This is a genomic window from Acidovorax sp. Root267, assembly GCF_001429215.1.
In the GTDB taxonomy this organism is placed as follows: domain Bacteria; phylum Pseudomonadota; class Gammaproteobacteria; order Burkholderiales; family Burkholderiaceae_C; genus Acidovorax; species Acidovorax radicis.
Genome location: NZ_LMJC01000022.1, coordinates 503093 through 529931 on the forward strand (window position 1 = coordinate 503093; position 26839 = coordinate 529931).

A 26839-nucleotide genomic window follows, 5' to 3' on the forward strand; every position below is an offset into this window, starting at 1 on the left:
TTGATCCATATGGGCCGCCAGCGCCCATTCAGCATGCGCTGGCAGCTATTAAAACAATAGCTACCAGCCCTGCTAAACAAACCCCAGCGCTGCAATATCCACCCCGTCCACCTGCCCCGCATCCAGAAACTCCTGTCCATACCGCAGATACACCCCCTCGCGCACGAACACCTCGAACAGGTCTGGGTCGATGTGTCCGTTGTCCCGCATCCTGCGCATGATGGCCAGCGCCTCTGACAGGGTCATGCCACTTTTATAGGGCCGGTCTGCCGCCGTCAGCGCCTCGAAGATATCGGCAATGCCCATCATGCGGGCCTGCAGCGACATCTGCTCGCGCGTGAGGCCACGCGGGTAGCCCTTGCCGTCCATGCGCTCATGATGACCGCCCGCGTACTCGGGCACGTTCTTCAGGTGCCGGGGCCAGGGCAGCGTCTCCAGCATCTTGATGGTGGCGACGATGTGGTAATTGATGGTGTCGCGCTCCGCCTGGTTCAAGGTACCCGCGCGGATGGTGAGGTTCTCGACCTCTTCGGCCGTCAAAAAGCTGGTCTGCACGCCCTGCGGGTTGCGCCAGTGGCGGATGGCGGCAATGTCGCGCACGCGCTGCTGGTCTTCGGGCCGCATGGCTTCGCTGCCGGTGTTGCAGTGGCGCAGAAATTTGCGCTCCTCTTCCAGCGTGTGGATCTCCTGCTGCAGGCCCTGCAGTTCCTGGCCTTCGGCCCGCGCATCCACCACGGGGCGCAGCGCCAGCTGGCGGCGCAGCGCGGCCAGCTCGGCGTCGCGCTTGAGCACTTCAAAGCGCGTGTCCACCAGGCCGATGCGGTCGTAAATCGTCTGCAGCTTGGTCGCCTTGTCCACCACGTGCACGGGCGTGGTGATCTTGCCGCAGTCGTGCAGCAGGCCCGCCATCTTGAGTTCGTAGCGGTCCCGTTCGGTCATCTTGAAGGCTGCCAGCGGGCCTTGCGCCGTGCGATCCACGGCCTCGGCCAGCATCATGGTGAGAGCTGGCACACGCTGGCAATGGCCGCCGGTGTACGGCGATTTTTCGTCAATGGCCAGGTTGATGAGGTTCACAAACGACTCGAACAACCGTTCGAGCTGGGTGATGAGCAGGCGGTTGGTCAGCGCAATGGCGGCCTGCGAGGCCAGCGATTCGGCCAGGCTCTGGTCGGCCTGTGAAAAGGTGATGACCTCCCCCGTCTGCGGATCGCGCGGGTTGATGAGTTGCAACACGCCGATCAGCTCCCGGTCATGGTTCTTCATCGGCACCGTGAGGAAGGATTGCGAGTGGTAGCCGGTGCGCAGGTCAAACGCACGGGTCCCCGAGAAGTCAAACCCCGCCGCGCTGTAGGCATCTGCGATGTTCACGGTGCGGTCGTGAATGGCGGCATGCGCGGCCACCAGAGAGTCGTTGGGCGCACCATCGGCTGTACGCAGGGGCAGCAGCGGAAGGTCGATGGGTTTGCCCGTGGTGCCCCCGAGGCGGATGCCCAGGGAGTCCGTGCGCAGGATCTCGAACTTGAGGGCCGACTGGTCCTCCGTCACGCTGTAGAGCGTGCCACCGTCGGCGCCGGTGATGGCCTTGGCTGCCTCCAGGATGTTCTCCAGCAGCCGGTCGATATCCCGCTCGCGCGAAAGCGCCGCGCCGATGCCGTTGAGCTGCTCCAGCCGGCGAAACAGGTCGATCGTGGATTCCTTGCTCATACAACCACCTTGGTGCAGCGTTGGCGACACCACATCGTAACGAAAGGTGACCGCTATCATCACCCCCTTCCCTCCACAAGTCGCTGCTTCAGGCACTCCATTCGTGCACTCGGTCACACCCCGCTTTCTCACCGTCGCCCTCTACCAGTTTGCCGATCTGCCCGACTGCGCCGCATTGCGTGCGCCGCTGCAGGCCCTGTGCGACGAGCGCGGCGTGCGCGGCATGCTGTTGCTGGCGCCCGAGGGCATCAACGGCACCATCGCGGGCGAGCCAGCGGATGTGCTGGCCGTACTGGCCTGGCTGCGCAACGACCCGCGCTTTGCCAACCTGCAGCACAAAGAGGCGCCTACCGAGCGCCAGCCGTTCTACCGCATGCGCGTGCGGCTCAAGCGCGAGATCGTGACCCTGGGGGTACCCGGCCTGAATCCCGCCCGCAACGCGGGCACCTATGTGAAGCCCGAGGACTGGAACGCGCTCATCGACGACCCCGGTGTGGTGGTAGTGGACACGCGCAACGACTACGAGGTGGGCATCGGCAGTTTTGAGCGCGCCATCAACCCGCACACGAAGAGTTTTGCGGAGTTTCCGGCGTGGGTGGCCGCGCAATCGCAGCCTGGCGGCGTGCTGGCTGGGAAACCCCGCGTGGCCATGTTCTGCACGGGCGGCATCCGCTGCGAGAAGTCCACCGCCCTGCTCAAATCGCAGGGGTTCGAGGAGGTCTTTCACCTCGAAGGCGGCATTCTCAAGTACCTCGAAACTGTGCCCGAAGAGGCCAGCCGCTGGCATGGCGACTGTTTTGTGTTTGACGAACGTGTGTCGGTAGGCCACGGCCTGGCACCCGGCCACCACCAGCTTTGCCGGTCGTGTCGAATGCCACTGGGCGAGGCCGAATTGCACTCGCCACATTACGTGCGCGGCGTGAGCTGCCCCTACTGCCACGGCACGCGCACACCCGAGCAGGAACGCGCGCTGGCAGAGCGGCAGCGCCAGATGGACCTGGCAAACCAACGCGGACAGGCGCACATCGGCGCGCGGCAACCGGGCAACCCGGCGCGATCCAGCTCCAGAGACGACGAGAGTGATCACGAGGACGAATCCGCGTGAGCGCCCTGCCCGTCCTTTATTCCTTTCGCCGCTGCCCGTATGCCATGCGCGCCCGGCTGGCGCTGGCCGTGAGTGGCCACGTGTGCGAGTTGCGCGAGGTGGTGCTGAGGAACAAGCCACAAGGTTTGCTGCAGGCGTCGCCCAAGGCGACGGTGCCTGTGCTGGTGCTGCCCGACGGCAAGGTGCTGGAGCAGAGCCTGGACATCATGCAATGGGCATTGGCCCGAAACGACCCTGCCGGCTGGCTGGCCCCGAGCCACGGCGACGTGGAAGACATGCTGGCATTGGTGGCTGAATGCGACGGCCCCTTCAAGCAAGCACTGGACCGCTGCAAATACCCCAGCCGCTACCCCGAGGCCGACACCGCCCTGGCCCGCACACAGGCCGTGGAATGGCTGCACGGCCTGGAGACACGGCTTGCCCAACGCCCCTTCCTGTTTGGCGACCACGCCGCCCTGGCGGACATGGCCATTGCCCCCTTCGTTCGGCAGTTTGCGGGCATTGACGCCGCATGGTGGGATGCCCAACCCTGGCCACACCTTCAGACCTGGCTGGCGCAGTGGCAGGTGAACGGCCTGTTCGAGAGCGTGATGCACAAGCTGCCGGGATGGGTAGATGGAACGAAGGGGGTGCCTTTCCCATTCCTGGAGGATGGTAGATAACCAGACAGGGACACCCGATGTGCAAACGCGCCCCTTGCACTGCAACGTCCCGTTGTCCTACCCGTGCCACTGTGTTCTCGGACAAGGATGGGTATCCACCACTGAAAGTACGAGATGACCGATCCCCGCAACATTGCGCACGACAAGAAGGTTCAGCAAGCGAAGCAGCACAACAACGAGGAGATCGCCCCGGGCGCTGACAAGACACCTCAGCCGGGGAAGAAGACTCCCATGGAGCACCATGCCTCTGACATCCCCAAGGTGCCCGACGAGGCTGCACCCGTGCCCACGGAAGAAAAGCCATTGAAATGAGGCACCGGGACGTCAGGCCGCACCGCCCGACACCTTGGTTCAGCAAATGAAAAAGGCGCTCCAACGAGCGCCTTTTTTAGTCCATGGCGAGCCAGGGGCATCACGCCATTGAGTAACCCGAGCCCCCCCGGCTCCCACCATTCTTCAAGGCACGCACCAGCAGCACCAGCAGCACCAGGCCAAAACCTACAAAACAGATAAAGGACCAGTTGGCAATCGAGCCACCGAGGAACGTCCAGTCAATCGCTGTGCAATCGCCCGAGCCCCGGAAGATCATCGGAATGGCGCGGCTGATGGGGTAGTTTTCGATCATTCCGTAGAAGTCACGGCCGCAGGTGGCGATTTCGGGGGGATACCACTGCAGCCAGCTCTGGCGGGCCGCTACAAAGGCGCCAAACCCGGCCGCGATCACCGCCAACACCGCCCAGGTCATCCACCAGCCTTTTTGGCCCCTGACGCTTGCCAGACCTGTAAAGATTGCTATGCCAATGAGAGCATAGCGCTGCACGATGCACATGGGACAAGGCTCCAGGCCCACCACATGCTGCAGGTACATGCCAAAAGCCAGCATCGCCACACAAGCCACGCTGATCAGTGCCAGCACGCGGCGCGGGGCCTGATCGATCCAGTTCAACACCATCATTCTTATCCCTCATCCAATAGCCATTGCAAACGGTGCCGCCTCCGAAACGGGCGCGGCCCATGCCAGTGCACCCGTGGATCTGGCTCCGCCAGTCCACCGGGTGCGCCCCCTCAGGGGGAAGACGCGCAGCGGCTCAGGGGGAGTCAGATTCCAGCGGCGTGATCCAGGAACACTCGGGCGCGGCGCGGTGTCACCACCAGCGTTTCACCCTCCTTGAAACCCATTTCCTTGAACTGCTGCGCAGGGATCTGCGCTTCGATCAAGTGGTCTGGGGACGCATTGTCCGCTGGTTTGTGATCGTCGGAGGGAATAAGTTCCAGCCGCGCAATCGGGCCCACCACAATGGCGCGGCTCAGTTGGGCCACGATGCCGCGCGGGCGACCTTGGGCGTCGAGTCCGGCGCCGGGCGAATAGCGCTCCACATCCAGGTCGTGCGGCCGCACATAGGCAAAGGCCTTGGCGTTCTGCGCCTGGCTATGTTCGGGCGAGTCGATCTGCATGCCGTCGAGGTGCACCAGCCCCTCATGCGCGCGGCCATGGAACAGGTTCACGTCGCCCAGAAAGCCGTAGACGAACGGGCTGGCGGGCTGGTCCCACACCTGCTGGGGCGAGCCACTTTGCTCGATGCGGCCCTGGTTGATGACCACCACCCGGTCGGCCACTTCCAGCGCTTCTTCCTGGTCATGGGTCACGAAAATTGAGGTGACGTGCAGTTCGTCGTGCAGGCGGCGCAGCCAGCGGCGCAGTTCCTTGCGCACCTTGGCATCGAGAGCGCCAAACGGCTCATCCAGCAACAGCACCTTGGGCTCCACCGCCAGCGCGCGGGCCAGGGCGATGCGCTGGCGCTGCCCGCCGGACAGCTGCGAGGGGTAGCGGTCGGCCAGCCAGTCGAGCTGCACGAGCTTGAGCAGGTCGGTCACCTTCTGCTTGATCTGCGCGTCGCTCGGGCGCTCGCTGCGAGGCTTGACGCGCAGGCCGAAGGCCACGTTCTCGAACACCGTCATGTGGCGGAACAGCGCGTAGTGCTGGAACACGAAGCCCACGTTGCGCTCACGCACGTGCACATCGGTGGTGTCTTCGCCGCTGAAATGGATGGTGCCTACATCGGCCGTCTCCAAGCCCGCGATGATGCGCAGCAGCGTGGTCTTGCCGCAGCCCGAGGGGCCCAGCAGCGCGATGAGTTCGCCCGACGCGATATCGAGGCTCACATCGCGCAGCGCCTGGAAGTCGCCGAATTGCTTGCTGACGTTACGGATTTCAATGCTCATGGTCTTCTTCCTTCAGCGGGCGGTTGGCAAAGGCGCGGGCCGCTCGGGGGGCAATTCGGCAGCCGCCTTCAGCGCCTGCTCGTTGCGGTGCTCTGCAATGGTCTTGATCACCAGGGTGACGAGCGCCAGCAGCGCCAGCAGCGAAGCCGCCGCAAACGCTGCCACCGACTGGTATTCGTTGTAGAGAATCTCGACGTGCAGCGGAATGGTGTTGGTCTGCCCACGGATGTGGCCCGACACTACCGACACCGCACCGAACTCGCCCATGGCCCGCGCATTGCACAGGATCACGCCATACAGCAGGCCCCACTTGATGTTGGGCAGGGTCACGTACCAGAAGGTCTGCCAGCCGGTGGCGCCCAGCACGATGGCGGCCTGCTCCTCGTCGTTGCCCTGCGCCTGCATCAGCGGGATCAGCTCACGCGCGATGAAGGGGAAGGTCACAAAGACCGTGGCCAGCACGATGCCCGGCACGGCAAAAATGATCTTGATGTCGTGCGCCTGCAGCCACGGGCCGAACCAGCCCTGCGCGCCGAACATCAGCACGTAGATCAGGCCCGCCACCACGGGCGATACCGAGAACGGCAGGTCCACGAGCGTCGTCAGGAACGCCTTGCCCTTGAACTCGTACTTGGCAATGCACCAGGCGGCCGCCACGCCAAACACGAGGTTCAGCGGCACGGCGATGAGTGCAGTGATCAGCGTGAGCTTGATGGCCGACCAGGCATCGGGTTCACGCAGGCCTTCGAGGTACGCGCCAAAGCCCTTGCGCAGCGCCTCGGCAAACACCGCGGCCAGCGGCAGCACCAGGAACAGCAGCATGAAGATCAGCGCGATGGTGATCAACGTGTAGCGGACCCAGGGCGCTTCAGTAGTTCCCGCTTGTGCGCGGCGGATAGTCCGGGAGTTGTTGCCGCTCATGCTGGAGCCCCCGCGTGGCGTCGCTGCCATGCCTGAAGTGCGTTGATGACCAACAGCAGGATGAACGAGATCACCAGCATGACCACGGCCACGGCAGTGGCGCCGGCGTAGTCATACTGTTCGAGCTTGCCGATGATGATGAGCGGCGTGATTTCAGACACCATGGGCATGTTGCCGGCGATGAAGATCACCGAGCCGTACTCCCCCACTGCCCGCGCGAATGCCATGGCAAAGCCGGTGAGCAGCGCAGGGGTGATGGAGGGCAGGATGACCTTGGTGAAGGTCTGAAGGCGCGTGGCCCCGAGGCAGGTGGCGGCTTCTTCCAGCTCTTTTTCAGCGTCTTCGAGCACGGGCTGCACGGTGCGCACCACGAACGGCAGGCCGATGAAGATCAGCGCGATCACGATGCCCGCGGGCTTGAACGCCAGCTGAATGCCCATGGGCTCCAGAATCTGCCCGACCCAGCCATTGCCGGCCAGCAAGGCGGTCAGCGAGATGCCGGCCACGGCGGTGGGCAGCGCAAACGGCAGGTCTACCAGCGCGTCCACAATCTTCTTGCCCGGAAACTTGTAGCGCACCAGCACCCAGGCGATCAGCAGGCCGAACACCAGGTTGACCAGCGCCGCAAGGAATGACGCCCCGAAGGTGAGGCGGTACGAAGCCATCACGCGGGGCGCACTGATGGCCGCCCAGAACTGCTCCCAGGTCAGCGTGAAGGTCTTGAAGATCAGTGCCGACAGCGGGATCAGCACGATGATGCTCAGATAGAAAAGCGTGTAGCCCAGAGTCAGCCCAAAGCCGGGCAGCACGCGTTTGGGCGCGCGCCGTCCGGCCGGGGCTGCGGCCACTGCAGTCGCGGTGGTCATAAATGAGGAAGTAGAAACGAAACGCGCTGGCTTACTTGGCGCCGGGCGTGTAGAGCTTGTCGAACTGGCCGCCATCATTGAAGTGCACCTTCTGCGCTTCGGTCAGCGAGCCGAAATACTTGGCCACCGTGAACTGCTTGAGCGGCTTGAACGTGTCGGCGTACTTCTTGAGCACGGTTTCCGAGCGGGGACGAATCGCATGCTTGGCCGCGATCTCCTGCGCTTCTTCGGAGTACAGGTAGTCCAGGTACGCCTTGGCCAGCTGGGCCGTGCCTTTCTTGGCCACGGTGCGCTCCACCACGGCCACGGGGTTCTCGGCCACCACGCTCACCGACGGGTAGATCGCATCGACCTTGCCGGCGCCGAATTCGCGGTCGATGGAGACCACCTCGGATTCGAACGTGATCAGCACATCGCCCTGGTTGCGCTGCAGGAAGGTGGCCGTGGCATCACGGCCGCCCTTGGCCAGGATAGGCACGTTCTTGTAGAGCTTGCCCACAAACTCGGCGGCCTGCGCCTCGGTGCCACCCTTTTCACGCACGGCGCCCCAGGCAGCCAGGTAGGCATAACGGCCATTGCCGCCGGTCTTGGGGTTCACCACGATCACCTTCACGCCGGGCTTGATGAGGTCTTCCCAGTCCTTGATGCCCTTGGGGTTGCCGTTGCGCACAAGGAACAGCATGGTCGAGGTGGTGGGCGATGCGTCGTGCGGAAACTTCTTGGCCCAGTCCTTGGCCACCACGCCGCTGTCGGCCAGGAACTGCACGTCAGTGGTGGTGTTCATGGTCACCACGTCGGCGGCCAGGCCGTCGTTCACGGCACGCGCCTGGGCGCTGGAGCCGGCATGCGACTGGTCGATCTTCACGTCCTGGCCAGTGGTCTTCTTGTAGTGCGCGGCAAAGGCGGCGTTGTAGTCCTTGTAAAACTCGCGGGCCACGTCATACGACACGTTCAACAGGGAATTCTGTGCGGCAGCCATGCCGCTGGCGGCCAGGGCCAGGGAGGCAAGAAGGGTCTTGAGTTTCAAAGAAGTCATGGTGGTGTCGCCCAAAAAATACTGGAGATGACGCATTGTGCGGAGGCGTCCTTAAAACTCAAAAGAATATATTCTTGTTAATTAATCGTATATTGGCATATGGATTTTTCATCGACCGCCGCGGGTCGATTGCATGCCTGCCCGGATAGCCACCCCGTACGCGGCGCTCCAAGCAAAACAAGCCGCTAGCGCTTTCATATCAAGCGCCAATAGCTATTAAAATTATAGCAATCAGGCCGCTGCAGGCGATACGTGTGTTGGGGCGGCAGGCTGCTGCGGCACGGCGTGGTCGCCTTCCAGCGATTGCAGCAATGCCCAGCCCAGGGGCCATTCGCCATGGCCCGAGTCGATGTTGATGTGCCCGGCGTTTTGCATGCGCACGAACTCGCTGCCCCAGGCCCGGGCATAGGCACCCGCCAGCCGGATGGGGCAAAAAGGGTCGTTGCTGCTGGCCACCACAATGCTGCGGTAGGGCAGCGCGGCGTAGGGCACGGGCGCAAAGTCGCTCAGGATGGCCCGGCGCTCGGGGTCGGCCGGGGCCACCAGCAGCGCACCACATACGCGGGCCGCCGCCTCGGGGCCGATGTGACTGGTGGCAATGCAGCCCAGGCTATGCGCCACGATCACCACCGGGTGGGGCGCAGCGAGCACGGTTTTTTCAAGCTGGCCCACCCAGGCCGAGCGGGTGGGGGTGACCCAGTCGTCCTGCACCACGCGGCGGGCGTGCGGCAGGCGCTCAGCCCACAGGCTTTGCCAGTGGCCGGGGCCCGAGTCACGCCAGCCGGGAACGATGATGATGGAGGTGGTGGTCACAGAAATCAGAGGGCCGGCCACGACCTTGCGCCGCAGCCCCGCCCTGTTGTTGTGCTTTTGTCTTCTTACTTGTTGGGCTGGGGCGTGACGCGCAGGTAGGGGCGCACGGCCTTGAAGCCCTTGGGGAAGCGCTGCGCGATCTCGGCCGGGTCCTGCAGGCTGGGCACGATGATCACGTCGTCGCCGTCCCTCCAATTGGCGGGCGTGGCCACCTTGTGGCTGTCGGTCAGTTGCAGCGAGTCGATGACGCGCAGGATTTCGTCGAAATTGCGGCCCGTGCTGGCGGGGTAGGTGAAGGTGGTGCGGATGACCTTCTTCGGGTCGATGATGAACACGCTGCGCACCGTGACCGTGGTCGATGCGTTGGGGTGGATCATGTCGTAGAGGTCGGCCACTTTCTTGTCCGCATCGGCCAGGATGGGGAAGTTGACGGTGGTGTTCTGAGTCTCGTTGATGTCGCCCACCCAGCGGTTGTGCGAATCGACGGGGTCCACGCTCACGGCGATGGGCTTGACATTGCGCTTGGCGAATTCGCCCGACAACGCTGCGGTTTTGCCCAGTTCGGTGGTGCAGACGGGCGTGAAATCGGCAGGGTGCGAGAAGAGCACGACCCACGAATCACCGGCCCACTCGTGAAAACGGATGGTGCCGGCAGTGGATTCCTGGGTGAAGTCGGGGGCGGTGTCGCCGAGTCGCAAAGTGGCCATGTGAAACGCTCCTTCAATGTCTGAGGGGGCATTCTGCGATCCGGTCTTTAAAACCCAAACGAATATATTGCTCTTACTTAATCGCCAAAACGTCTAACAAAAGGCTGATTGACCGCCCTACTGCACCCACCGAGCCTGCGATTTTTTGTGGAAGGCTTAACCCCATTCACCCGCCCCGTTCGTTTCACTCAGCACCAACAACACTTTGATGGAGCTGCCATGAAACCCGGTTCGTTTACCCTTCCCGCAGTCACTGCATTGGCCGCCTTGCTAGCACTGGCCAGCCTGCCTGCCCAGGCCATTGGCCGCCTGGCCGATGTCACCATCGTGGACCGCGATACCGGGGCCACCCTGCCGGTGCATTACGCCAAGGGCGAATACTGGGTGGCTGGGCGCCCCGGCGCGCGCTACGCCATCACGGTGCGCAACCGCTCGGGAGAACGGGTGCTGGCCGTGCCTTCGGTGGATGGCGTCAATGTGCTCAGCGGTGAAACCGCCGCCTGGGACCAGCGTGGTTATGTGTTCTCGCCCTACGAGCGCTACCAGATCACCGGCTGGCGCAAGAGCGACAGCCAGGTCGCTGCCTTCGAGTTCTCCAGCATTGCCAACTCCTACGCCAGCCGCACAGGCCGCCCGGCCCACGTGGGCGTGATCGGCGTGGCATTGTTCCGCGAACAGCCGCCGGTGCCTTCGCCCGCCGTCACCCCCGAGCCCTACAGCCAGAGCCAGCGCCGTGAAAACAGCGGTGGAAACGGCAATAGCCTGGGGCGCTTGCGCGAGGAGCCGGCCCCCCACCAGCCCTTGCCATCGGCAGCGCCCGCCGCTGCAGCACCCGCCCCCTCCTCGGAAGCCGAATCCTCCGCACGGTCGATGGCTGCGGACAGTGTGGCCAAGGCGGCGCCCATGCCGTCTCCCAAACTGGGCACAGCCCACGGCCAGCGCGAGACCTCGGTCGTCTCGCACACCACCTTCACACGCCTGCAGGACCAGCCCAACGAGGTGATCAGCATCCGGTATGACAGCCGCGAAAACCTGGTCGCCAGCGGCGTGATCCGCGAGCCATTGGCGCGGCCGCATGTGCCCCGCGCATTTCCGCAGTCGGACAACCTGTCGTATGTTCCCGACCCGAGGTAGGCCTTGAGGGCTTCCGCTCTGCAGAGGCCCGCCGGTGCATGAGGGCCTCGCATAATGCGCCGGTGCCAACAGCCCCTTCCCCCGCCCACACGGACGAACCCGACGAGACGCTCATGCTGCGTTATGCCGGGGGCGATATGGGCGCATTCGACACGCTGTACGGCCGGCACGAACTGGCGGTATGGCGGTTTGTGTTTCGCAGCGTCAAGGTCCAGGCCGTGGCCGACGACCTGCTGCAGGATGTCTGGTTTTCCGTGGCGCGCCACGCCAGCAGCTACGAGGTCAAGGCGAAATTTCGCACCTGGCTGTTCACGCTGGCGCACAACCGGCTGGTGGACCATCTTCGCACCGCCAAACACCACGCCAGCCTGGACGCGAGCGACGAGGACGCGCGCAGCCTGGCCGACACGCTGGTGGCCGACTCCGGGTTCGGGCCGGTACGGCAGTTGCAGTCGCGTGAGCAGGCGGCAGCGCTGATCGCCGCCGTGGAACAACTGCCCCTTGAGCAGCGGGAGGCCTTTCTGCTGCAGGCCGAAGGTGACCTCAGCGTGCAGGAGATTGCACAGGCTACCGGTGTGAATTTTGAAACCGCCAAGAGCCGCCTGCGTTATGCGCGGGCCAGCCTTCGCCAGCATCTCAAGGAGTTTGCATCATGAGCGCGCCAGACGACGACCTGGTCCGGCGATACCGCGAAGCCAGCGCACAGGAAGATGCCCGCCCCGGCGCGCAGGTGCGCGAGGCGGTGCGAGCGCATGCGCAGATGCTGGCGGCAGCAGCTGCCATGGCCCCATCGCCCACGGCAGCCGCCCCAAGCCGTACTGCTGCCAACCAGTCACGCTGGAAGATCTCTGCCCTGGCCACCGTAGCCGTGGTGGGGCTGGCCGGCTTGCTGATGTTGCAATTCGAGCGCGGGACACCCGAAGAACAAGAAACCGCCTACGGCCGCCGCCGGGCTGAGGCGCCAGCCCCTGCCGCGTTGCCGACCCCCACGCCAGCACCGTCTACCGCACCGGCCGCAGAAACAAGCTCGGCGGCAGCCGCGGCGCCATCGGCCGCTGCAGCTTTGCCAGACCGTGCCCGCGACACGGCGATCCCACCGGCCATGTCCACGGCACAAAAACCTGCGGCACCGGCGCCAGGCCATGCCAGGCCGCTGGCCAAGACTGCACCGGCACCGGCACCGGCACCGGCACCGGCACCGGCACCGGCACCGGCACCGGCACCAGCAACCGCAGCCCCCGAAGCCGAGTCCTCATCGGGCCGCAGCGCAGCCGGGGCCGTTTCAGGCTTTCCCGCATCGCCGCCCATTACCGCCGAAAAGGCCATGACGCCCCGTCCAGCACCGCCACCCGCGCCCTCCGCTGCGCCAGCCCCCCGCGCTGAAATGCGCGAGCGCTCCGCGGTGCAAGATGGTGCCGCTTCGAGGGAAGTGGTGCCACAGCCCCAGGCCATGCCATCCGCTGCGGAACCTGCCGCCGCTGCTGCGGCCCGCAGCCCACAAGGGGGCAACGCTGCGAGCGGCAAACTCGCGGCCACCGCACCCAGCGCCGATGCGGGTTCCAGCGCCTTGTTGTTGCAGCAGTTGTGGGAAGCCGCCCGTACAGGGGACCCTCTCCAGGTGGAAAGCCTCGTTCGCCAGGGCGCGCCCATTGACGCCCGCGACAGCGTCGGCCGGACGGCACTGATGCTTGCGGCCAACCACGGCCAGACCACCACCGTCCAGAAACTCCTGGCGCTGGGCGCCAACCGAACCCTGGTGGACCGTGAAGGACTGAACGCGGCTCAGCAAGCCCGGCAACGGGGACATACGCGCATTGCGGACCTGATCGACGCTGAACAACGCTAGTCGCGAAGCCGCCAGCTCAGGCGATGTCCAGTGTCAGAACGTGTCTACGTTCTCAGAACCGCACGGCCTCAAAGGCCGGGTGCAGTGCGTCGATCCAGTGGTCCAGCTCATCCTGCGTCACGTGCAGATGCTGCATGCAGGCCTGGCCGTGTTGCAGCCATTCGCGCGTGGGGGCCAGGTTGTCGTGGTGGTTCACCAGGTACTCGGCCAGCAGGCCCAGCGCCACAAGGTGCCGCACCGTGGGGTTGAAGCGCTCATCGCCCAGGCACGCAAAGTCGTGGTGCAGCCAGATGGCCTGCGCCACATCCCCCGGCAGGTGCCAGGTGCGGGCCACGATGGCGCCCATCACGGCGTGGTCGGTGCGGTGGCTGGCGTTTTCGGTCTGGGTGAAGGTGCGGTCCTTGCGGGCCAGGGCCTCGGTCACGGTGCTGGCATAGCCCCGCACGGCCTTCACCAGCACAGGCATGCCCACATGGCAGAACAGCCCGAAGCTGTAGCCCAGGCCCGGGTCAAAGCTGTAGAGCTGGTGGCCGATGTGCTCGCACGCGATGGCGCGGCGCTGCGAGCTTTCCCAGAAATGCTCCAGCAGCGGGGACCGCACCTGCAGGGCATTGCGCGTGATGAAGGCCGACAGCAGCTCCACCGCAGGCTGGAGCCCCAGCACCGTGAGCGCCATGCCCACGGTCTGCACCGGCTGGGCCAGGCCATACAGCGGGCTGTTGGCCAGCCGCATCACGGCAGCGGCCAGGGCCACGTCCGAGGACGCCAGTTGATCCAGGGCGGCAGAGTCCAGCTCGGGCGCGGCCATGATCTGCTGCAGGCGCAGCAGCGACTCGGGGCATGGCGGGACCACGATGGCCCGCACCGCAGGGTGCACGCGGGCTTGCCGGATATCTTGATCGATGGGGTGTGGAGCGGTCACAAGGAATCCCGGACGGCCCCGGCGCGGTAAACACAGGGGCTGCCCGCACAGTTGCAATTCGTTGCATTGTGGCGCCAAAAAGCGATGTGCTGACGCAGCCCGTGGCGGCATACGGTCTTTGCCGCAGTCGGCGGATTCGGCGCGGACGCCAGTCCGGTCGGGGCGCGCTTTCGCCCAGCCTCAGATATCCGCCCCGTCCACCCCCTGCAAGACCTGGCGGGTGCTCAGGCTGCTGCGTCCAGGCATGGCCTCGCCCAGGTAGTCCAGAAATCGCCGCACCGCAGGCGACAGCCCCCGGCGGGAGGGGAACACGGCATGCACGATGGCGGGTGCGGGAGCCCAGTCGGGCAGCACACGCACCAGCTTGCGCTCGCGCATTTCTTCCTGGCACATGTAGTCGGGCATCCAGCACACACCGGTGCCCGCCACAGCGGCGTACTTGAGCGTGAGCAGGTCATCGGCCACATAACGCGGGGTGTGCTGCACCATCTGGTGCACGCCGCCAGGACCGATGAGGTTCCAGATGGACCGGCCCTCGGGCGCGGACATGGCAATGCTGTCGAGCTTGGCAAGATCGTCCAGCGTCTTGGGGGTGCCCTGGCGGATCAGCAGCTCGGGGCTGGCCACCAGGATCTGCGTGGTGTGGTCCAGGCGCTTGACGACCATGCTGCCGCTGTCGTCCACCGACGGGCGCACGCGCAGCGCCACATCAATGCCCTCTTCCACCAGATTCACCGCGCGGTTGCTCACCAGCATGTCGATGCGCACCTCCGGGTAGTTGGCCAGAAACTGCGGCATCAGCTCGGCCAGCACGGTCTGCGCCAGCGTCACGGGACAGCTCACGCGGATGGTGCCGCGTGGGGTGGTCTGCACCTGGGCCACCGTGTCGGCGGCGGCCTGGGCCGATTCGCGCATGGCCTGACAGTGGCGCAAGTACGCCTCGCCCACCTCGGTCAACGAGAGCTTGCGGGTGGTGCGCTGCAGAAGGCGCACGCCCAGTTGTGTCTCCAGGTCCGACACACGCCGGGACAGGCGCGACTTGGGAATGCCCAGGGCTCGGCCCGCAGCGGCAAAGCCGCCCCGCTCCACCACTTCGGCGAAATACAGCATGTCGTTGAGATCTTGCATCGCAGTCATCGTCCTATGGATAGAACAATCTATCGCAAGTTCCCCACCTTATCAACAGAAGAACGAACAACCACAATTCATCCCATGGCCACACGCTGTGGCTCCACCCACAGACCTCCCAGGAGTTTTCCATGCAACTGCTTCACATTGACTCTGCCATCACCGGGGAACAATCCGTGTCCCGCCAACTGACCGCCCGCACCGTGGCCGCCTGGCAAGCCGCCCACCCCGGCACCACGGTGGACTACCTGGACCTGGCCACGCAGGCCCCCTCCCACCTGTCGGTGGAATCGCTCGGCTTCCGCACGGGCCAGGCCGCCGCCACGGATGTGGAGCGCCGTGAAAACGCATTGTCTGAGGCGCTGGTGAGCCAGTTCCTGGCGGCCGACGTGATCGTGATTGGTGCGCCGCTGTACAACTTCTCGGTGCCCAGCCAGCTCAAGGCCTGGATCGACCGCATCGCCCAAACCGGCCGCACCTTCAAGTACACCGACAAGGGCCCCGTGGGCCTGGCCGGTGGCAAGACCGTGATCGTGGCGTCCAGCCGTGGCGGCGTGTATTCGACCAGCGAAGGCGGCCAGGCCATGGAGCACCAAGAGAGCTATCTGAAGGTGGTGTTTGGTTTCTTCGGCATCACCGACGTGCGTTTTGTGCGCGCCGAAGGGGTGGGCATGGGCCCGGACGCCAAGGCCGCCGCCCTGGCTTTGGCCGAGCAGGCGATCACCAGCAACACCAGCGTGGCCGCCAACCAGGCCCGCGTGTCGCAGGCTGCGTAGTCACAGCCCCACCGCCACAGGGCGCCAGCCCTGCGGCGCCCCCCCAGAACCCGGCCCTGCACCGGGTTTTTTCATTTTCACCAATAAAAATGGCCTCTGGCGCTTATAAATAAAGCGCAAGTAGCTATCATTTTTGAATCTCCGGCGCTTCTGCGCTTCGGCGCTTTCAGTGGACCGCCAGCGGCACCTGCCGCTGCAGCCAGTGCCGGGCCAGTTGCTCCGGCGCCAGGGCCGGGGCAAACAGCCAGCCCTGAAAACGCTCGCAGCCCATCTTGATCAGGAGCTGGAGCTGTTCCTCGGTCTCCACCCCTTCGGCCACCACCTCCAGGCCCAGGGTGCGGGCCAGTGCGTTGATGGTGGCGCAGATCTCGCGATCGTTCACGTCCACCACGATGTCGCGCACAAAGACCTTGTCGATTTTCAGCTCGCCCACGGGCAGCCGCTTGAGCTTGATGAGCGACGAGTGCCCGGTGCCAAAGTCGTCGATCGACAGCGCAAACCCTGCGTTCTTCAGGTCGAGCGCAATGGCATACAGCGACTCGTCCAGCAGCTGCGACTCGGTGATCTCCAGCACCAGAACGGCGGGGCTCACCCCTGCCCGCTGCGTCACGCCCAGCAGGGTCTGGGTGAACCCGGGCTCGCGCAGCTGGATGGTGGAGACGTTGACCGACACCACCGGCACCTGCCAGCCTTCGGCCCGCCACTGCGCCACCTGGCGGCAGGCGGTCTCGAACACCCACAGGCCAATCGGCACGATGAGCCCGCTTTCTTCGGCCAGCGGGATGAATTCGTCGGGCGACACCGCCTTGCCATCCACCGACCAGCGCAGCAGCGCCTCAGCGCCCACGGTCTGGCGCTGCTGGTTGAGCTGCGGCTGGTACACCAGCGTGAACTCACCGCCCTGCAGCGCACTGTGCAGGCGGCGGCGCAGCTCCAGCCGGCCCCGCGTGATCTGCGTGAACTCTTCAATGTAGAAGCGGTACGAACCGCGTCCGGCGCTTTTGGTGGCATGCAGTGCCGAATGCGCGTGCCGCACCAGCTCGGCGCTGTTGCTGGCGTCGTCCGGAAACAGGCTGATGCCGATGCTGGCGCCCATGTATTGCGCGCCCACCTCCGACAGCTCCCAGGGCCGCGACAGCCCCTCGACCAGCGAAGCTGCCCGCTGCGCCAGCACCGTGCGCGACGCGGGCCGCAGCAGCATCACGGTGAACTGGTCATTGGCCAGCCGCGACACCAGCCCCTGCCCCGCCAGCAACTGGGTGATGCGCTGTCCCACCTCGCTCAGCAACGCATCGCCCACGCGGTGGCCGTAGGTTTCGTTGACGCTCTTGAAGTGGTCCAGGTCGATCAGCAGCAGCGCCACACGCCGGTCGGGCGCGTGCGCGTAGCGCGACGCATCGGCCACGGCGCGCTCCAGTGCATCTTCAAAATAGCGGCGATTGGGCAGGCCCGTGAGGGCATCAAAGTGCGCCACCTGGTACAGCTGCTCTTCGTTGCGCAGCACCGCGGCCTCCGCCGTGCGCAGGCGGTTGAGCAGGCCCACCACGATGGTCTGGCGCAGGGCCGCCAGCAGCAGCACCAGCAGGCAGCACCCCAGGATCAGCGCCTGCACGCCGACACGTCCGTCGGGAGCGATGAACAGCAACACCAGCGTGATGGCCGCCAGCGTCATCGACACCAGCGGCACGTAGTTCATGAGCTGATCACACTGGCGCCGGTAGTCCTGGTCTGCCGACACCTCAAAACGCAGCCAGCGCGCGCCCCAGCCAAAGGCCAGCGCCGACAGGCTGAAACTGGCGTTGAACCAGAGCCCGGGCTGCACCGTGCCGTGGATCACCATCAGATTCCACTGCATCCAGCTCAGGCCGTAGCCCAGCATGCCCAGCAGCACCAACAGATGCGAGCGTGCGATGCTCACCCCGACCGTGGGAATGGCCAGAGCCCCGACACCCGCAGCGGTCAGAAACGTGGCGGGGTACAGCACCAGCACCGCCCCCTCTGCCAGCGAACGCATCTCACCCGTAGGGAGGTAGATCACCAGGGTGAAGGCCAGCAGCGCCAGCACGGCGCCTCCAAAATCGAGCGATGCCGGGTAAGTGCGGTCCTTGGCCAGGCGCGCAAACGTGGCACGGATCACAGTGGCCGCCCACACCGGGCCCACAGCCAGAAAGAACAGGTCGGCCGGCGCAGGGAACGGGTTCCAGTCCAGGGCCACCTGCAGGTTCCACACCATCTGCCCGGTGGCCATGAGCAAGGTGCCGACGAACAAACCCGTGTGCAGCAAACGCTCGGCCGGCGGCACCTGCATGCGGCCGCGCCAGGCCCAGAAGGCCGACAGGCAAAGGGCCAGCGTCCACGACGCGTTGTCGAGAAACACCTGCACGCTTCGGTGCGGCACCCACAGCGATGCGGCGAACAACAGCGCCGCCGCGACGGCCCAGGCCACTGTGAGGTTTCGTTCCGCGAGAGGCATGGGCAGGGGTCGCAGGGCTGAGGGTGTGTTACCGAACGTTAACCCTCATTGTGGCCCCAGGCCACGCCCCGCCAGTTCCCCACGGAACTGCTGGGGTACTAGGCTCTGCCAATAGCTACAAATAAAATAGCACCTGGCGCTTAACCAATAAGCGCCAGGTGCCAATTTGAATGAATATTTTGTAGCTCCAGCAGCCTTCTCAGCTCCTCTCCCCTCGCGGAAGAAGGTTGGGGTGCGGGGAAGCCAGCAGGGCATACCGGCGAAGGACCACCGTGCGCGCCCCTGCGCGCCACCGGAAAGACGGTCAGAAGCCCGGCAGCACCGAACCCTTGAACTCGGTCTGGATGAACTTCTTCACCTCTTCCGAGTGGTAGGCCTTCACCAGCTTGGCGACCCAGGGCTTGTCCTTGTCGGCATCGCGCACGGCGATCAGGTTGACGTAGGGGCTCTTGGCGTTTTCCTGGGCAATGGCATCCTTGCCAGGGTTCAGGCCTGCCGACAGCGCAAAGTTGGTGTTGATGGCCGAAGCGTCCAGGTCGTCCAGCGAACGGGGCAATTGGGCGGCATCAAGCTCGACGAACTTGATCTTCTTGGGGTTGCCCACCACGTCCAGCGGCGTGGCCTTGAGGCCAGCGCCGTCACGCAGCTTGATCAGGCCCTTGTCCTGCAGCACCAGCAGCACGCGGCCGCCATTGGTGGGGTCGTTCGGGATGCCGAACTTGGCGCCTTCCTTCAGGTCTTCGAGCTTCTTGACCTTCTTGGAATACAGGCCGATGGGGAAGTTGACCGTGTAGCCCACTGCGGCAAACTTGTAGCCCCGGTCGGCAATCTGCGCGTCCAGGTAGGGCTTGTGCTGGTAGCTGTTGGCGTCCAGGTCGCCAGCGGCGAGCGCAGCGTTGGGCTGCACATAGTCGCTGAACTCGATGACCTGGATCTTGAGGCCGTCCTTCTCGGCAACCTTCTTGACCACCTCGAAGATCTGCGCGTGCGGGCCGCCCGTCACGCCGATCTTGAGGGGCTTGTCCTGGGCGATCGCGCCGGTAGAGAAAGCGGCGGCAGCAGCCAAAGCCAGGGCGGATTGCAGGAGAAGGCGCTTGTTGTTGTTCACAGGGAAAACCTTTCGTTGAGAGATGGCTCGCATCCTAGGGTTTCCCCGATAAAACTGGAACAACTAAGTTTTCATTTCATTACAACCCATTCGAATAAGAAGACAAGGCCCGTGCCCCCACCCTCACCTCATGAAACTGGCGCGCCCGGCGAGGGCAGCCGAGCAAGGGCCGCCCCGCAGCGAGGGCTGCGTCCCCCTTCCCGAATCGCGCAGCGATTCGAGAGAAGGGGGAAGTGGCGCAGCCACTCAGGGGGATGTTCCAAGTCAGCCGCGCAGCGCAACGTTGTTGAGCTTGTCCAGCCGCTCCGGCCAGGTGCCCTCCACCGTCGCGCCCTGCAGCAGGATGCGCGTCCAGGCCACCCAGGCGTCCCATTGCACGCGTTTGTCCCACGAGTTGCCCCAGGCGCTGAACAGGTGCAGCGCGCTCTCGGCGGCGGCCTTGGCGTCGTCCTGGCGACCGGCCGAAAGATACAGCTGGGCCAGCACCATCTGCGGCTCGCCCACCCAGGGGTTGTGGCGCACAGCGCTTTCCAGCACACCGGTGGCCACGTCCAGGTCCACCAGCGGCTGGTCTTGCTGGATCACCGACCAGTACAGCGACGCGGCCGCCGCCTCGTTGGCGGCCGACAGGTGCTGCGTGCAATGGCCAAACACCGGTGGGACGGGCAACAGGCCCTTCAGGCCCGGGTGCTGCAGCGCCTTGGCCAGCCCGTTGATCTGGTGCACCATGCGCCCCGATGGCCGCATGGGCCCGGGCCAGAGCGATGCCGCCCAGTGGGCCTTCTGGTGGCGGTGCTGCACCTCCGGGAAGCGCGAGAAGATGTCGTCCTGCCAGCTGAACCACTGCTCGATGGTGTCGGCCATGCTGACGATGATGAAGGTGGCTACCTCGTACGGCGTGAGCACATGGTCCTTGCCGTCCTTTTGCAGCACCAGGCTGCCATCGGCCTCCAGCGCATGGGCCAGCACCTTCTGCACAAACTGCGTGCGCGACTGGGTGCAGAACACATAGACCAGGTGCTCGGCCGATTCACCCACCAGGTCGCGCACGCGGGCACGCTCCTGGGCCGGGTCGAACTTCACCAGATCCACGAACGCATTGCCATACACGCTGTGCAACAGCCCCAGCAGGCGCACATCGCGCGGCTGCTGCCACACGGTGAGCGAGCGCGCCACGCCCACCAGATGGTGGCGGAAGGTGCCCGCCTTGTGCCAGTCCTGCCCCACATTGCGCGCCAGCACTGTGGGCAACACGGGGGCCAGGTCCGGGTCACGCGCCAGCCACTCCTCGTCCAGCAAGGTCTGGGCACGGGCGAACAGGTCAGCATCCAGGGAATGAAACGGCAGGGTCATGGTTTTTGTCTCCGGCGGTCGAAGGTGCGTGAAATGCAAAGTACACACAGTATCAGCATCGCCAGGACCTGTGCCACTCGCCATGGCGCGATCAAATCACAAGGAAAATAGTGGCTTGTCGCTTATTCATATTGGATTTTTAGCTATTCAAATAATAGCAATCCACCCGTCAATCCTGTGCCATGGCCGGTCCGTGCACCAATCTGTGGCGCCATCATTTCAGACAATTTCCAGTTTTATGGATTTTATTTCCATTAAACTGACCTCATGGACATCCACACCCGCATCGCCGGCAGGCTGCGCGAACTGCGCGACGCCCGGGGCTATTCGCTCGACACCCTGGCCGAACGCAGCGGCGTGAGCCGCTCCAACATCTCGCTCATCGAACGCGGACAAAGCAGCCCCACGGCGGCCGTGCTGGACAAGCTTGCCATCGGCCTCGGCGTGGCCCTGGCCTCGTTTTTTGACGACAGTGCCCGCAGTGGCCAGGCGCCCTCCCCGTTCATCCGCGCGGCCGACCAGCCGCTGTGGCAAGACCCGGCGTCGGGCTATGTGCGCCGCCAGCTCTCGCCGCCAGCGCGCTCGCCGCTGCAGCTGGTGGAGGTGGAGTTTCCGCCCGGCCAGCGCGTGGCCCTGGACTCTGCGGTGCACGACGCCAACATCCACCAGCAGGTCTGGGTCGTCGAAGGCCGCATGGACCTCACCGTGGGCGGCACCACCTGGCCGCTGGAGGCAGGCGACTGCCTGGCCATGCAACTGAGCCAGCCGATCGTGTTCCACAACCCCACGCGCAAGGCCGCGCGCTACCTCGTGGCCCTGGCCACGCTCGCGCCGCAGGGTTTTGCGCCGCGCGTGGCCTCCCCCGCGCCACCATCCCCCTCCTCCAACACCACAACACGGAGAAAATCCCCATGACCGCCCCGCTGGCCCTTTCATCGCCCTGCGTGGATGCCCCCCACGCATCCACCACCGTGCGCCGCCTCGGCCCCAACGAAGCTGCCGCCACTGTGCCGGCCCTGGCCGACGTGCTGATCGACTGCGTGCAGGGTGGCGCGTCGGTCAGCTTCATGCAGCCCCTGCCGCGCGACAAGGCTGTGGCCTTCTGGCGCGGCGTGGCCGAAGGCGTGGCGCGCAACGAGCGCGTGCTGCTGGTGGCCGAAGACGCGCAAGGCGCCGTTGTGGGCACCGTGCAGCTCGTCACCGCCATGCCCGACAACCAGCCCCACCGCGCCGACGTGGCCAAGATGCTGGTGCACCGCAAGGCCCGCCGCCAGGGCATCGCCCAGCAGCTCATGGCCGCCGTGGACGACGCCGCACGCGCAGAGGGAAAAACCGTGCTGGTGCTCGACACCGTCACCGGCGGCGACGCCGAGCGCCTGTACGAACGCGCAGGCTGGCAGCGCGTGGGCGTGGTGCCCGGCTACGCGTTGATGCCGGATGGCGCGTTGTGCGGCACCACGTTTTTCTTCAAGCACCTGTGATGGCGCGGCCATCGGCCATGCTGGTGCGCCAGGTCAGGAAGACCAGCAAAGCGGCCAGCAACAACAAGGCGGCGCTCACGGCAAAGGTGCTCTGGTAGCCGCTGCTGTCGAACAGCAGGCCACCCACCGTGGAGCCCAGGCCAATGGCCAGCTGAACCACCGCCACCATGAGGCCACCTCCGGCTTCGGCGTCCTCCGGCATCGATCGGGCGACCCACGTCCACCAGCCTACGGGCGCAGCGGTGGCCACCAGGCCCCACAGGCCCAGCAATGCCGTCACAGCGGTCAACCGGTCGCCCAGGCAGATCAGCGCAACGGCGATGAGCGCCATCAGGAGTGGTGCCATGAAAAGGGTTCGGTAGAAGCCCCTGGCCAGCACCGCACTGACGAGTGTGGTGCCCAAAAAACCCGCCACCCCGATCACCAACAGCACGAATGACAGGGTGAACCCGCCTACATGCGTCACGGTTTCCAGAAACGGCCGCAAGTAGGTAAACAGCACAAACTGCCCCAGGAAGAAACTGCCCACGGCCAGCATGCCGACCGCAATCACCCGGCGCTGGAGCAGCCTCAAAACAGCGCCAGAGCCCCCAGCACGCTGCGGCCCTGCAGGCATTGGCGGCAGGCTCACCCACTGCCAGACGAAGGCAACCACCGCCACCGGCACCAGGCACAAGAAGGCCCCGCGCCAGCCGATCACGGCCCCCAGATAGCTGCCCAGCGGCGCCGCCACCACCGTGGCGAGTGCGTTGCCGCCATTGAAGATGGCCAGCGCCCGTGGCACCTGCTGGACAGACACCAGCCGCATGGCCGTGGCTGCCGACAAGGACCAGAACCCGCCCACCACCACCCCGATGAGCGCGCGCCCCACCATGTACACCGCGTAATTTGGTGCGAGCGCGATGACCGCCCCGGAGAGGCACATCAGCGCCGTCAGTCCCAGCAGCAGGGTCTTGCGGTCCATCCTGCCTGCGAGCGCCGCAATGCTCAGGCTGGTGAGCACCGCAAAGACGCCGGATGCCGCAATGCCCTGCCCAGCCCAACCTTCGCTGACACCCAGGTCGTCGGCCATCGGCGTGAGCAGGCTGACCGGCATGAACTCCGAGGCGATCAGCGCAAACACGCAGAGCGTCATCGCGAATACCCCGCTCCAGCGCGCAGGGTCCACCGCCGCACCACGTGCATCACCGGCGTCGCCCCGTGGTGGCGCGCCGCAAACCTGAGTCGTCACCGTTTACGCCAGGTGTTTGCCGAAGAACGCCGTCAGCTTGTCCCACGGAATCAGGGTCACGCGGTCGTACAGATCCACATGGCCCGCACCGGGGACGATGTACAGCTCCTTGGGCTCGGCTGCGCGCTTGAATGCGTCTTCGCTGAACTCCTTGGAATGCGCCTGGTCGCCCGTGATGAAGAGCATGGGGCGCGGAGAAATAGTCTCGATGTCATTGAACGGGTAGAAGTTCATGAACTTGACGTTGCTGGTCAGCGTGGGGTGGGTGGTGGTTTTGGGTGAACCGCCCTTGGGCGTGACCTCTCCACGCGGGGTGCGGTAGAAGTCATAGAACTCCCGCTGAATGGGGTGTGTGTCTGCCGTCAGCGCGTGCACCGTGCCACCGGTGTACTGGATGGCCCCGCCGGTGAATTCCACGTAGCGCTGCTCGGCAGCGGCGGCAATGATCTGCTTGCGCTGCTCCACAGTCTGCGAGTGGTTCAGCGCATCACGGTTGGCAGCGCCCATGTCGTACATGCTGACCGTGGCGATGGCCTTCATGCGCGGGTCAATCTTGGCGGCACTGACGACAAAGCTGCCACTGCCGCACACGCCAATGGCACCGATGCGCTCGCGGTCCACCATCGCCTGCGTGCCCAGAAAATCCACCGCCGCGCTGAAAGCCTCGGCATAGATGTCTGGCGCCACGGCGTTGCGCGGCTGGCCGTCGCTCTCGCCCCAGAAAGGCAGGTCCAGCGACAGTGCGATGAAACCCTGCTCCGCCATCTTGGTGGCATACAGGTTGGCGCTTTGTTCCTTGACCGCGCCCATGGGGTGGCCCACCAGAATGGCCGGGCTTTTCTTGCTGCGGTCCAGGCTCTTGGGCACAAACAGGTTCCCGGCCACCGCCATGCGGTACTGGTTCTTGAAGGTCACCTTGCGCACCACCACCCGGTCGCTCTTGTAGAAATTGTCGGCACCACTGACCTTGCCGGGTGCTGGCTGCGGCCCCGCCGCCATGGCGCTGCCGCCCACAGCAGACAACCCGCCCAGGGCTGCGGCTCCGAAACCCGCCCGGATGAGAAAGTCGCGACGGTCCGAAGTGGGGTGATCTGTGCCGGGTGTTGTGTTCAATGCGCGGAATGCGCCCAACGTGCTGAGGGTGTTGTCCATGTTCGATGGTCCTGTGAATGGGGGAAATGAATGGGAGAAATGACGAAAAGCGGGCGTTGAGGCCGCTGGGCGGCAAAGACGGCGGCCGGGAATGCGCTGGCGTTCCGCCCGCTTGCTTCTTTATGTCGGGCGGCCGTTCAATCGCTGGCACGCTCGATGCGCACAGTGAATGGCGCAGGCCGCTGCAAGGCCGACAGGCCGCTGTCCACCTTGCCGAGGCGCACCAGGCCTCGGTCGTAAACGGTGCCACTCAGATAGATCGCCAGGTTGCCCCATGGCGCGTAGTAAGCAATGTCACCGGTCACGGGGGTCATGCCCATGGACGCCTGCGCGGTGGGCAGCTTGCGCGGCAAGTCGGTGATGCGTTCAATCGCTGCGTAGTCCTTCAGCGTCACCGACAGCGGCAGCATGGCCGCGAAATCGCGGGCGACCACGGAATCTTCCAACGTGGCAGTGGCAATGGCGTCGTCGAGGTGCAGGCGGATTTTCATGGGCTTTTGTTGTGCAAAGGCTGGTGCGGGCGCCATGCTGGCGGCCAGGCACCACGCAACGGAAAAACCCGCCAGCGAGCGGCGATGGAGGAGAGGCGGAAGGTTGCGCAAGGTCATGAAAAAGGAGTTTGCCTTCCTTCCAGAGCCACGACTAGATAATGAATACCGAATGGCTTTATAAGCCTGGCTAACCAATCAAGTGGGAAAATCGAACATGGCGCGACGCAACCTGAATGACCTGCTGGCCTTCGTCACCGTGGCGCGCGAGGGCAGCTTCACCCGGGCTGCCGCCACTCTAGGCGTCACGCAGTCCGCGCTGAGCCAGACCATCCGTGGCCTCGAAGAGCGCCTGCAGATCCGGCTGCTCACGCGCACCACACGCAGCGTCTCGCCCACGCCAGCGGGCGAACGCCTGATGCACGCCATCGGCCACCGCTTTGACGACATCGAGGCCGAGCTCGATGCCCTGACCGCACTGCGCGACAAACCCGCAGGCACCGTGCGCATCACCTGCGGCGACCATGTCATGCACACCACGCTGCTGCCCAAGCTCATGCCGCTGCTGCACGAGAACCCCGACATCACGCTGGAGTTCGACATGAACTACGGCTTTCGCGACATCGTGGCCGACCGCTTTGACGCCGGGGTGCGCCTGGGCAACACCATCGACAAGGACATGATTGCCGTGCCCATCGGCCCGTCCTTGCGCATGGCCGTGGTGGCCTCCCCCGGCTATTTTGCTGCCCATCCCATTCCGAAGACCCCCCACGACCTGACGGCGCACCGTTGCATCAACCAGCGCATGCCTACCTCGGGTGGCTTGTATGTGTGGGATTTCTCGCGCAAGGGCAAACAGGTCAATGTGCGGGTGGACGGCCCGCTGATCTTCAACACCGCCCCGCCCCAGGTCGATGCGGCACTGGCGGGGCTGGGCATCGCGCTGCTGCCCGAGGATGAACTGGCCTCCCACATCGAAGACGGCCACCTGGTACGTGTGCTGGAAGATTGGTGCCCCCCGTTTGCGGGCTACCACCTGTACTACCCCAGCCGGCGCCAGCCATCACCCGCTTTTTCGCTGGTGCTGAAGGCGTTGCAACTGGGGGAGAAAGGCCGTCGGTAGGGTACCTCGTGGCCGGGTTGGCGGCCTGGGGCAATGGCGCGCTCACCAGGCCCCACGGGCGCCCTTTGCACAGATCCCTCCATGGCGCGGGCCTGCATGGGACGAAAAAAAACCGGCTCCGCAGAGCCGGTCTTTCGCAGAAGGTTGCTGAGCTCAGTAACGACCGCCGCCGTAGCCACCCGTGCCATAGCCAACGTCCGAGCGCTTGCTGGCTGTGTAGCCACCCGCGCCGCCCGAACGAACACCACCTTCTTCACGGGGGCGGGCCAGGTTCACGACGATCGAGCGGCCGTCGACGGACATGCCGTGCAGGGCGCTGATCGCGGCCTGGGCGACTTCAGCGGAAGCCATTTCCACGAAGCCGAAGCCCTTGGAGCGACCGGTTTCGCGGTCCATCATGACCTTGGCCGAAGTGACATTGCCGAACTCGGAGAAATTGCTTTCAAGGACGGAGTCGGTCACGGAGTAAGGCAGGTTGCCCACGTAGATTTTGCTGCTCATGAAAAGAGCCTTTCTGAAGGAGGGTGCGCAACGAATGACGCACCGTTGGGGATATGGGGTGTGCAGACTGGGAGTCCGCCACGACG

General features: G+C 65.0%; 27 protein-coding genes. 10 read left to right on the forward strand and 17 right to left on the reverse strand.

Annotated features, from left to right (window positions below; all coding sequences use genetic code 11):
• Positions 1-72: 72 nt before the first annotated feature.
• Entirely contained in the window at positions 73-1704 is a 1632-nt protein-coding gene (locus tag ASE39_RS16180) for an HD family phosphohydrolase (RefSeq protein WP_029413816.1), read from the reverse strand.
• 103 nt (positions 1705-1807) lie between these two features.
• Between ASE39_RS16180 and ASE39_RS16185 the strand changes: the two genes are divergently transcribed.
• The 3 genes from ASE39_RS16185 (at position 1808) to ASE39_RS16195 (ending at position 3783) form a co-directional block, all read left to right on the forward strand.
• The gene (locus ASE39_RS16185; protein ID WP_010461522.1) at positions 1808-2809 is read left to right on the forward strand and encodes a rhodanese-related sulfurtransferase; all 1002 of its coding nucleotides are present in this window, start codon (positions 1808-1810) and stop codon (positions 2807-2809) included.
• Positions 2806-3471 carry a glutathione S-transferase gene (locus tag ASE39_RS16190; protein ID WP_010461521.1) on the forward strand — a complete coding sequence of 222 codons (666 nt, stop codon included), beginning with the start codon at positions 2806-2808 and terminating at the stop codon, positions 3469-3471. Before ASE39_RS16185 ends, ASE39_RS16190 begins: the two co-directional genes overlap by 4 nt.
• Before the next feature lie 114 nt (positions 3472-3585).
• Positions 3586-3783 (forward strand): hypothetical protein, encoded by a 198-nt coding sequence (locus tag ASE39_RS16195; protein ID WP_035196858.1) that lies wholly within the window; start codon positions 3586-3588, stop codon positions 3781-3783.
• Positions 3784-3883: 100 nt separating this feature from the next.
• Here the strand turns inward: ASE39_RS16195 and ASE39_RS16200 are convergent, their stop codons facing one another.
• The 7 genes from ASE39_RS16200 to ASE39_RS16230 form a co-directional block, all read right to left on the reverse strand.
• Positions 3884-4423 (reverse strand): disulfide bond formation protein B, encoded by a 540-nt coding sequence (locus ASE39_RS16200; RefSeq protein WP_192425346.1) that lies wholly within the window; start codon positions 4421-4423, stop codon positions 3884-3886.
• 146 nt (positions 4424-4569) lie between these two features.
• Positions 4570-5694: a sulfate ABC transporter ATP-binding protein gene (locus tag ASE39_RS16205; protein WP_010461518.1), complete on the reverse strand. Its 1125-nt coding sequence runs from the start codon at positions 5692-5694 to the stop codon at positions 4570-4572.
• Positions 5695-5706: 12 nt separating this feature from the next.
• Positions 5707-6615, reverse strand: coding sequence for a sulfate ABC transporter permease subunit CysW (gene cysW / locus ASE39_RS16210; protein ID WP_029413814.1), 909 nt, complete (start codon positions 6613-6615; stop codon positions 5707-5709).
• On the reverse strand, positions 6612-7481 hold the full coding sequence (gene cysT, locus ASE39_RS16215) for a sulfate ABC transporter permease subunit CysT (RefSeq protein ID WP_029413812.1): 870 nt from the start codon (positions 7479-7481) through the stop codon (positions 6612-6614). The genes cysW and cysT overlap by 4 nt, the downstream gene beginning before the upstream one ends.
• 31 nt (positions 7482-7512) lie before the next feature.
• A complete protein-coding gene (locus ASE39_RS16220; protein ID WP_057271866.1) occupies positions 7513-8517 on the reverse strand; it encodes a sulfate ABC transporter substrate-binding protein in 1005 nt (334 codons plus the stop codon).
• Positions 8518-8748: 231 nt separating this feature from the next.
• Entirely contained in the window at positions 8749-9336 is a 588-nt protein-coding gene (locus ASE39_RS16225) for an alpha/beta hydrolase (RefSeq protein ID WP_057271867.1), read from the reverse strand.
• Between the two features lie 59 nt (positions 9337-9395).
• Positions 9396-10037: a peroxiredoxin gene (locus ASE39_RS16230; RefSeq protein ID WP_057271804.1), complete on the reverse strand. Its 642-nt coding sequence runs from the start codon at positions 10035-10037 to the stop codon at positions 9396-9398.
• A gap of 219 nt (positions 10038-10256) precedes the next feature.
• Here ASE39_RS16230 and ASE39_RS16235 point away from each other — a divergent pair, with 219 nt between their 5' ends.
• From ASE39_RS16235 to ASE39_RS26795, 3 genes are all read left to right on the forward strand, one after another.
• Positions 10257-11171 carry a hypothetical protein gene (locus tag ASE39_RS16235; protein WP_057271805.1) on the forward strand — a complete coding sequence of 305 codons (915 nt, stop codon included), beginning with the start codon at positions 10257-10259 and terminating at the stop codon, positions 11169-11171.
• 113 nt (positions 11172-11284) lie between these two features.
• Entirely contained in the window at positions 11285-11827 is a 543-nt protein-coding gene (locus tag ASE39_RS16240; RefSeq protein WP_057271806.1) for a sigma-70 family RNA polymerase sigma factor, read from the forward strand.
• On the forward strand, positions 11824-13017 hold the full coding sequence (locus ASE39_RS26795; RefSeq protein WP_057271807.1) for an ankyrin repeat domain-containing protein: 1194 nt from the start codon (positions 11824-11826) through the stop codon (positions 13015-13017). Before ASE39_RS16240 ends, ASE39_RS26795 begins: the two co-directional genes overlap by 4 nt.
• 52 nt (positions 13018-13069) lie before the next feature.
• Here the strand turns inward: ASE39_RS26795 and ASE39_RS16250 are convergent, their stop codons facing one another.
• Both ASE39_RS16250 and ASE39_RS16255 read right to left on the reverse strand, forming a co-directional pair.
• The gene (locus ASE39_RS16250) at positions 13070-13939 is read right to left on the reverse strand and encodes an HDOD domain-containing protein (RefSeq protein WP_029413807.1); all 870 of its coding nucleotides are present in this window, start codon (positions 13937-13939) and stop codon (positions 13070-13072) included.
• A 180-nt stretch (positions 13940-14119) separates the two neighbouring features.
• Positions 14120-15067, reverse strand: coding sequence for a LysR family transcriptional regulator (locus ASE39_RS16255; protein ID WP_057271808.1), 948 nt, complete (start codon positions 15065-15067; stop codon positions 14120-14122).
• A gap of 131 nt (positions 15068-15198) precedes the next feature.
• On the opposite strand from ASE39_RS16255, the gene ASE39_RS16260 reads away from it, so the two are divergent.
• Positions 15199-15843: an FMN-dependent NADH-azoreductase gene (locus tag ASE39_RS16260; RefSeq protein ID WP_010461496.1), complete on the forward strand. Its 645-nt coding sequence runs from the start codon at positions 15199-15201 to the stop codon at positions 15841-15843.
• A 166-nt stretch (positions 15844-16009) separates the two neighbouring features.
• Here ASE39_RS16260 and ASE39_RS16265 read toward each other — a convergent pair whose 3' ends face one another.
• From ASE39_RS16265 to ASE39_RS16275, 3 genes are all read right to left on the reverse strand, one after another.
• Entirely contained in the window at positions 16010-18316 is a 2307-nt protein-coding gene (locus ASE39_RS16265; protein ID WP_057271809.1) for a bifunctional diguanylate cyclase/phosphodiesterase, read from the reverse strand.
• Positions 18317-18620: 304 nt separating this feature from the next.
• Positions 18621-19424 (reverse strand): MetQ/NlpA family ABC transporter substrate-binding protein, encoded by an 804-nt coding sequence (locus tag ASE39_RS16270; RefSeq protein WP_010461494.1) that lies wholly within the window; start codon positions 19422-19424, stop codon positions 18621-18623.
• A gap of 264 nt (positions 19425-19688) precedes the next feature.
• A complete protein-coding gene (locus tag ASE39_RS16275; protein WP_057271811.1) occupies positions 19689-20777 on the reverse strand; it encodes a DUF6817 domain-containing protein in 1089 nt (362 codons plus the stop codon).
• Positions 20778-21044: 267 nt separating this feature from the next.
• On the opposite strand from ASE39_RS16275, the gene ASE39_RS16280 reads away from it, so the two are divergent.
• Entirely contained in the window at positions 21045-21692 is a 648-nt protein-coding gene (locus ASE39_RS16280; RefSeq protein ID WP_057271812.1) for an XRE family transcriptional regulator, read from the forward strand.
• Positions 21689-22258 (forward strand): GNAT family N-acetyltransferase, encoded by a 570-nt coding sequence (locus tag ASE39_RS16285; protein ID WP_057271813.1) that lies wholly within the window; start codon positions 21689-21691, stop codon positions 22256-22258. The genes ASE39_RS16280 and ASE39_RS16285 overlap by 4 nt, the downstream gene beginning before the upstream one ends.
• Here the strand turns inward: ASE39_RS16285 and ASE39_RS16290 are convergent.
• The 3 genes from ASE39_RS16290 to ASE39_RS16300 all read right to left on the reverse strand — a co-directional run bounded on the left by ASE39_RS16290 (position 22245) and on the right by ASE39_RS16300 (position 25249).
• Positions 22245-23393, reverse strand: coding sequence for an MFS transporter (locus ASE39_RS16290; protein WP_057223981.1), 1149 nt, complete (start codon positions 23391-23393; stop codon positions 22245-22247). The genes ASE39_RS16285 and ASE39_RS16290 overlap by 14 nt on opposite strands.
• Before the next feature lie 99 nt (positions 23394-23492).
• Positions 23493-24488, reverse strand: a complete 996-nt coding sequence (locus ASE39_RS16295) for an alpha/beta hydrolase (protein WP_057225173.1) — start codon at positions 24486-24488, stop codon at positions 23493-23495.
• A 290-nt stretch (positions 24489-24778) separates the two neighbouring features.
• On the reverse strand, positions 24779-25249 hold the full coding sequence (locus ASE39_RS16300) for a cyclophilin-like fold protein (protein ID WP_082606749.1): 471 nt from the start codon (positions 25247-25249) through the stop codon (positions 24779-24781).
• Between the two features lie 97 nt (positions 25250-25346).
• Between ASE39_RS16300 and ASE39_RS16305 the strand changes: the two genes are divergently transcribed.
• Positions 25347-26252, forward strand: coding sequence for a LysR family transcriptional regulator (locus ASE39_RS16305; protein WP_057223979.1), 906 nt, complete (start codon positions 25347-25349; stop codon positions 26250-26252).
• A 153-nt stretch (positions 26253-26405) separates the two neighbouring features.
• Here ASE39_RS16305 and ASE39_RS16310 read toward each other — a convergent pair whose 3' ends face one another.
• Positions 26406-26753, reverse strand: coding sequence for an RNA-binding protein (locus tag ASE39_RS16310; protein WP_010461476.1), 348 nt, complete (start codon positions 26751-26753; stop codon positions 26406-26408).
• Positions 26754-26839 lie beyond the last annotated feature (86 nt).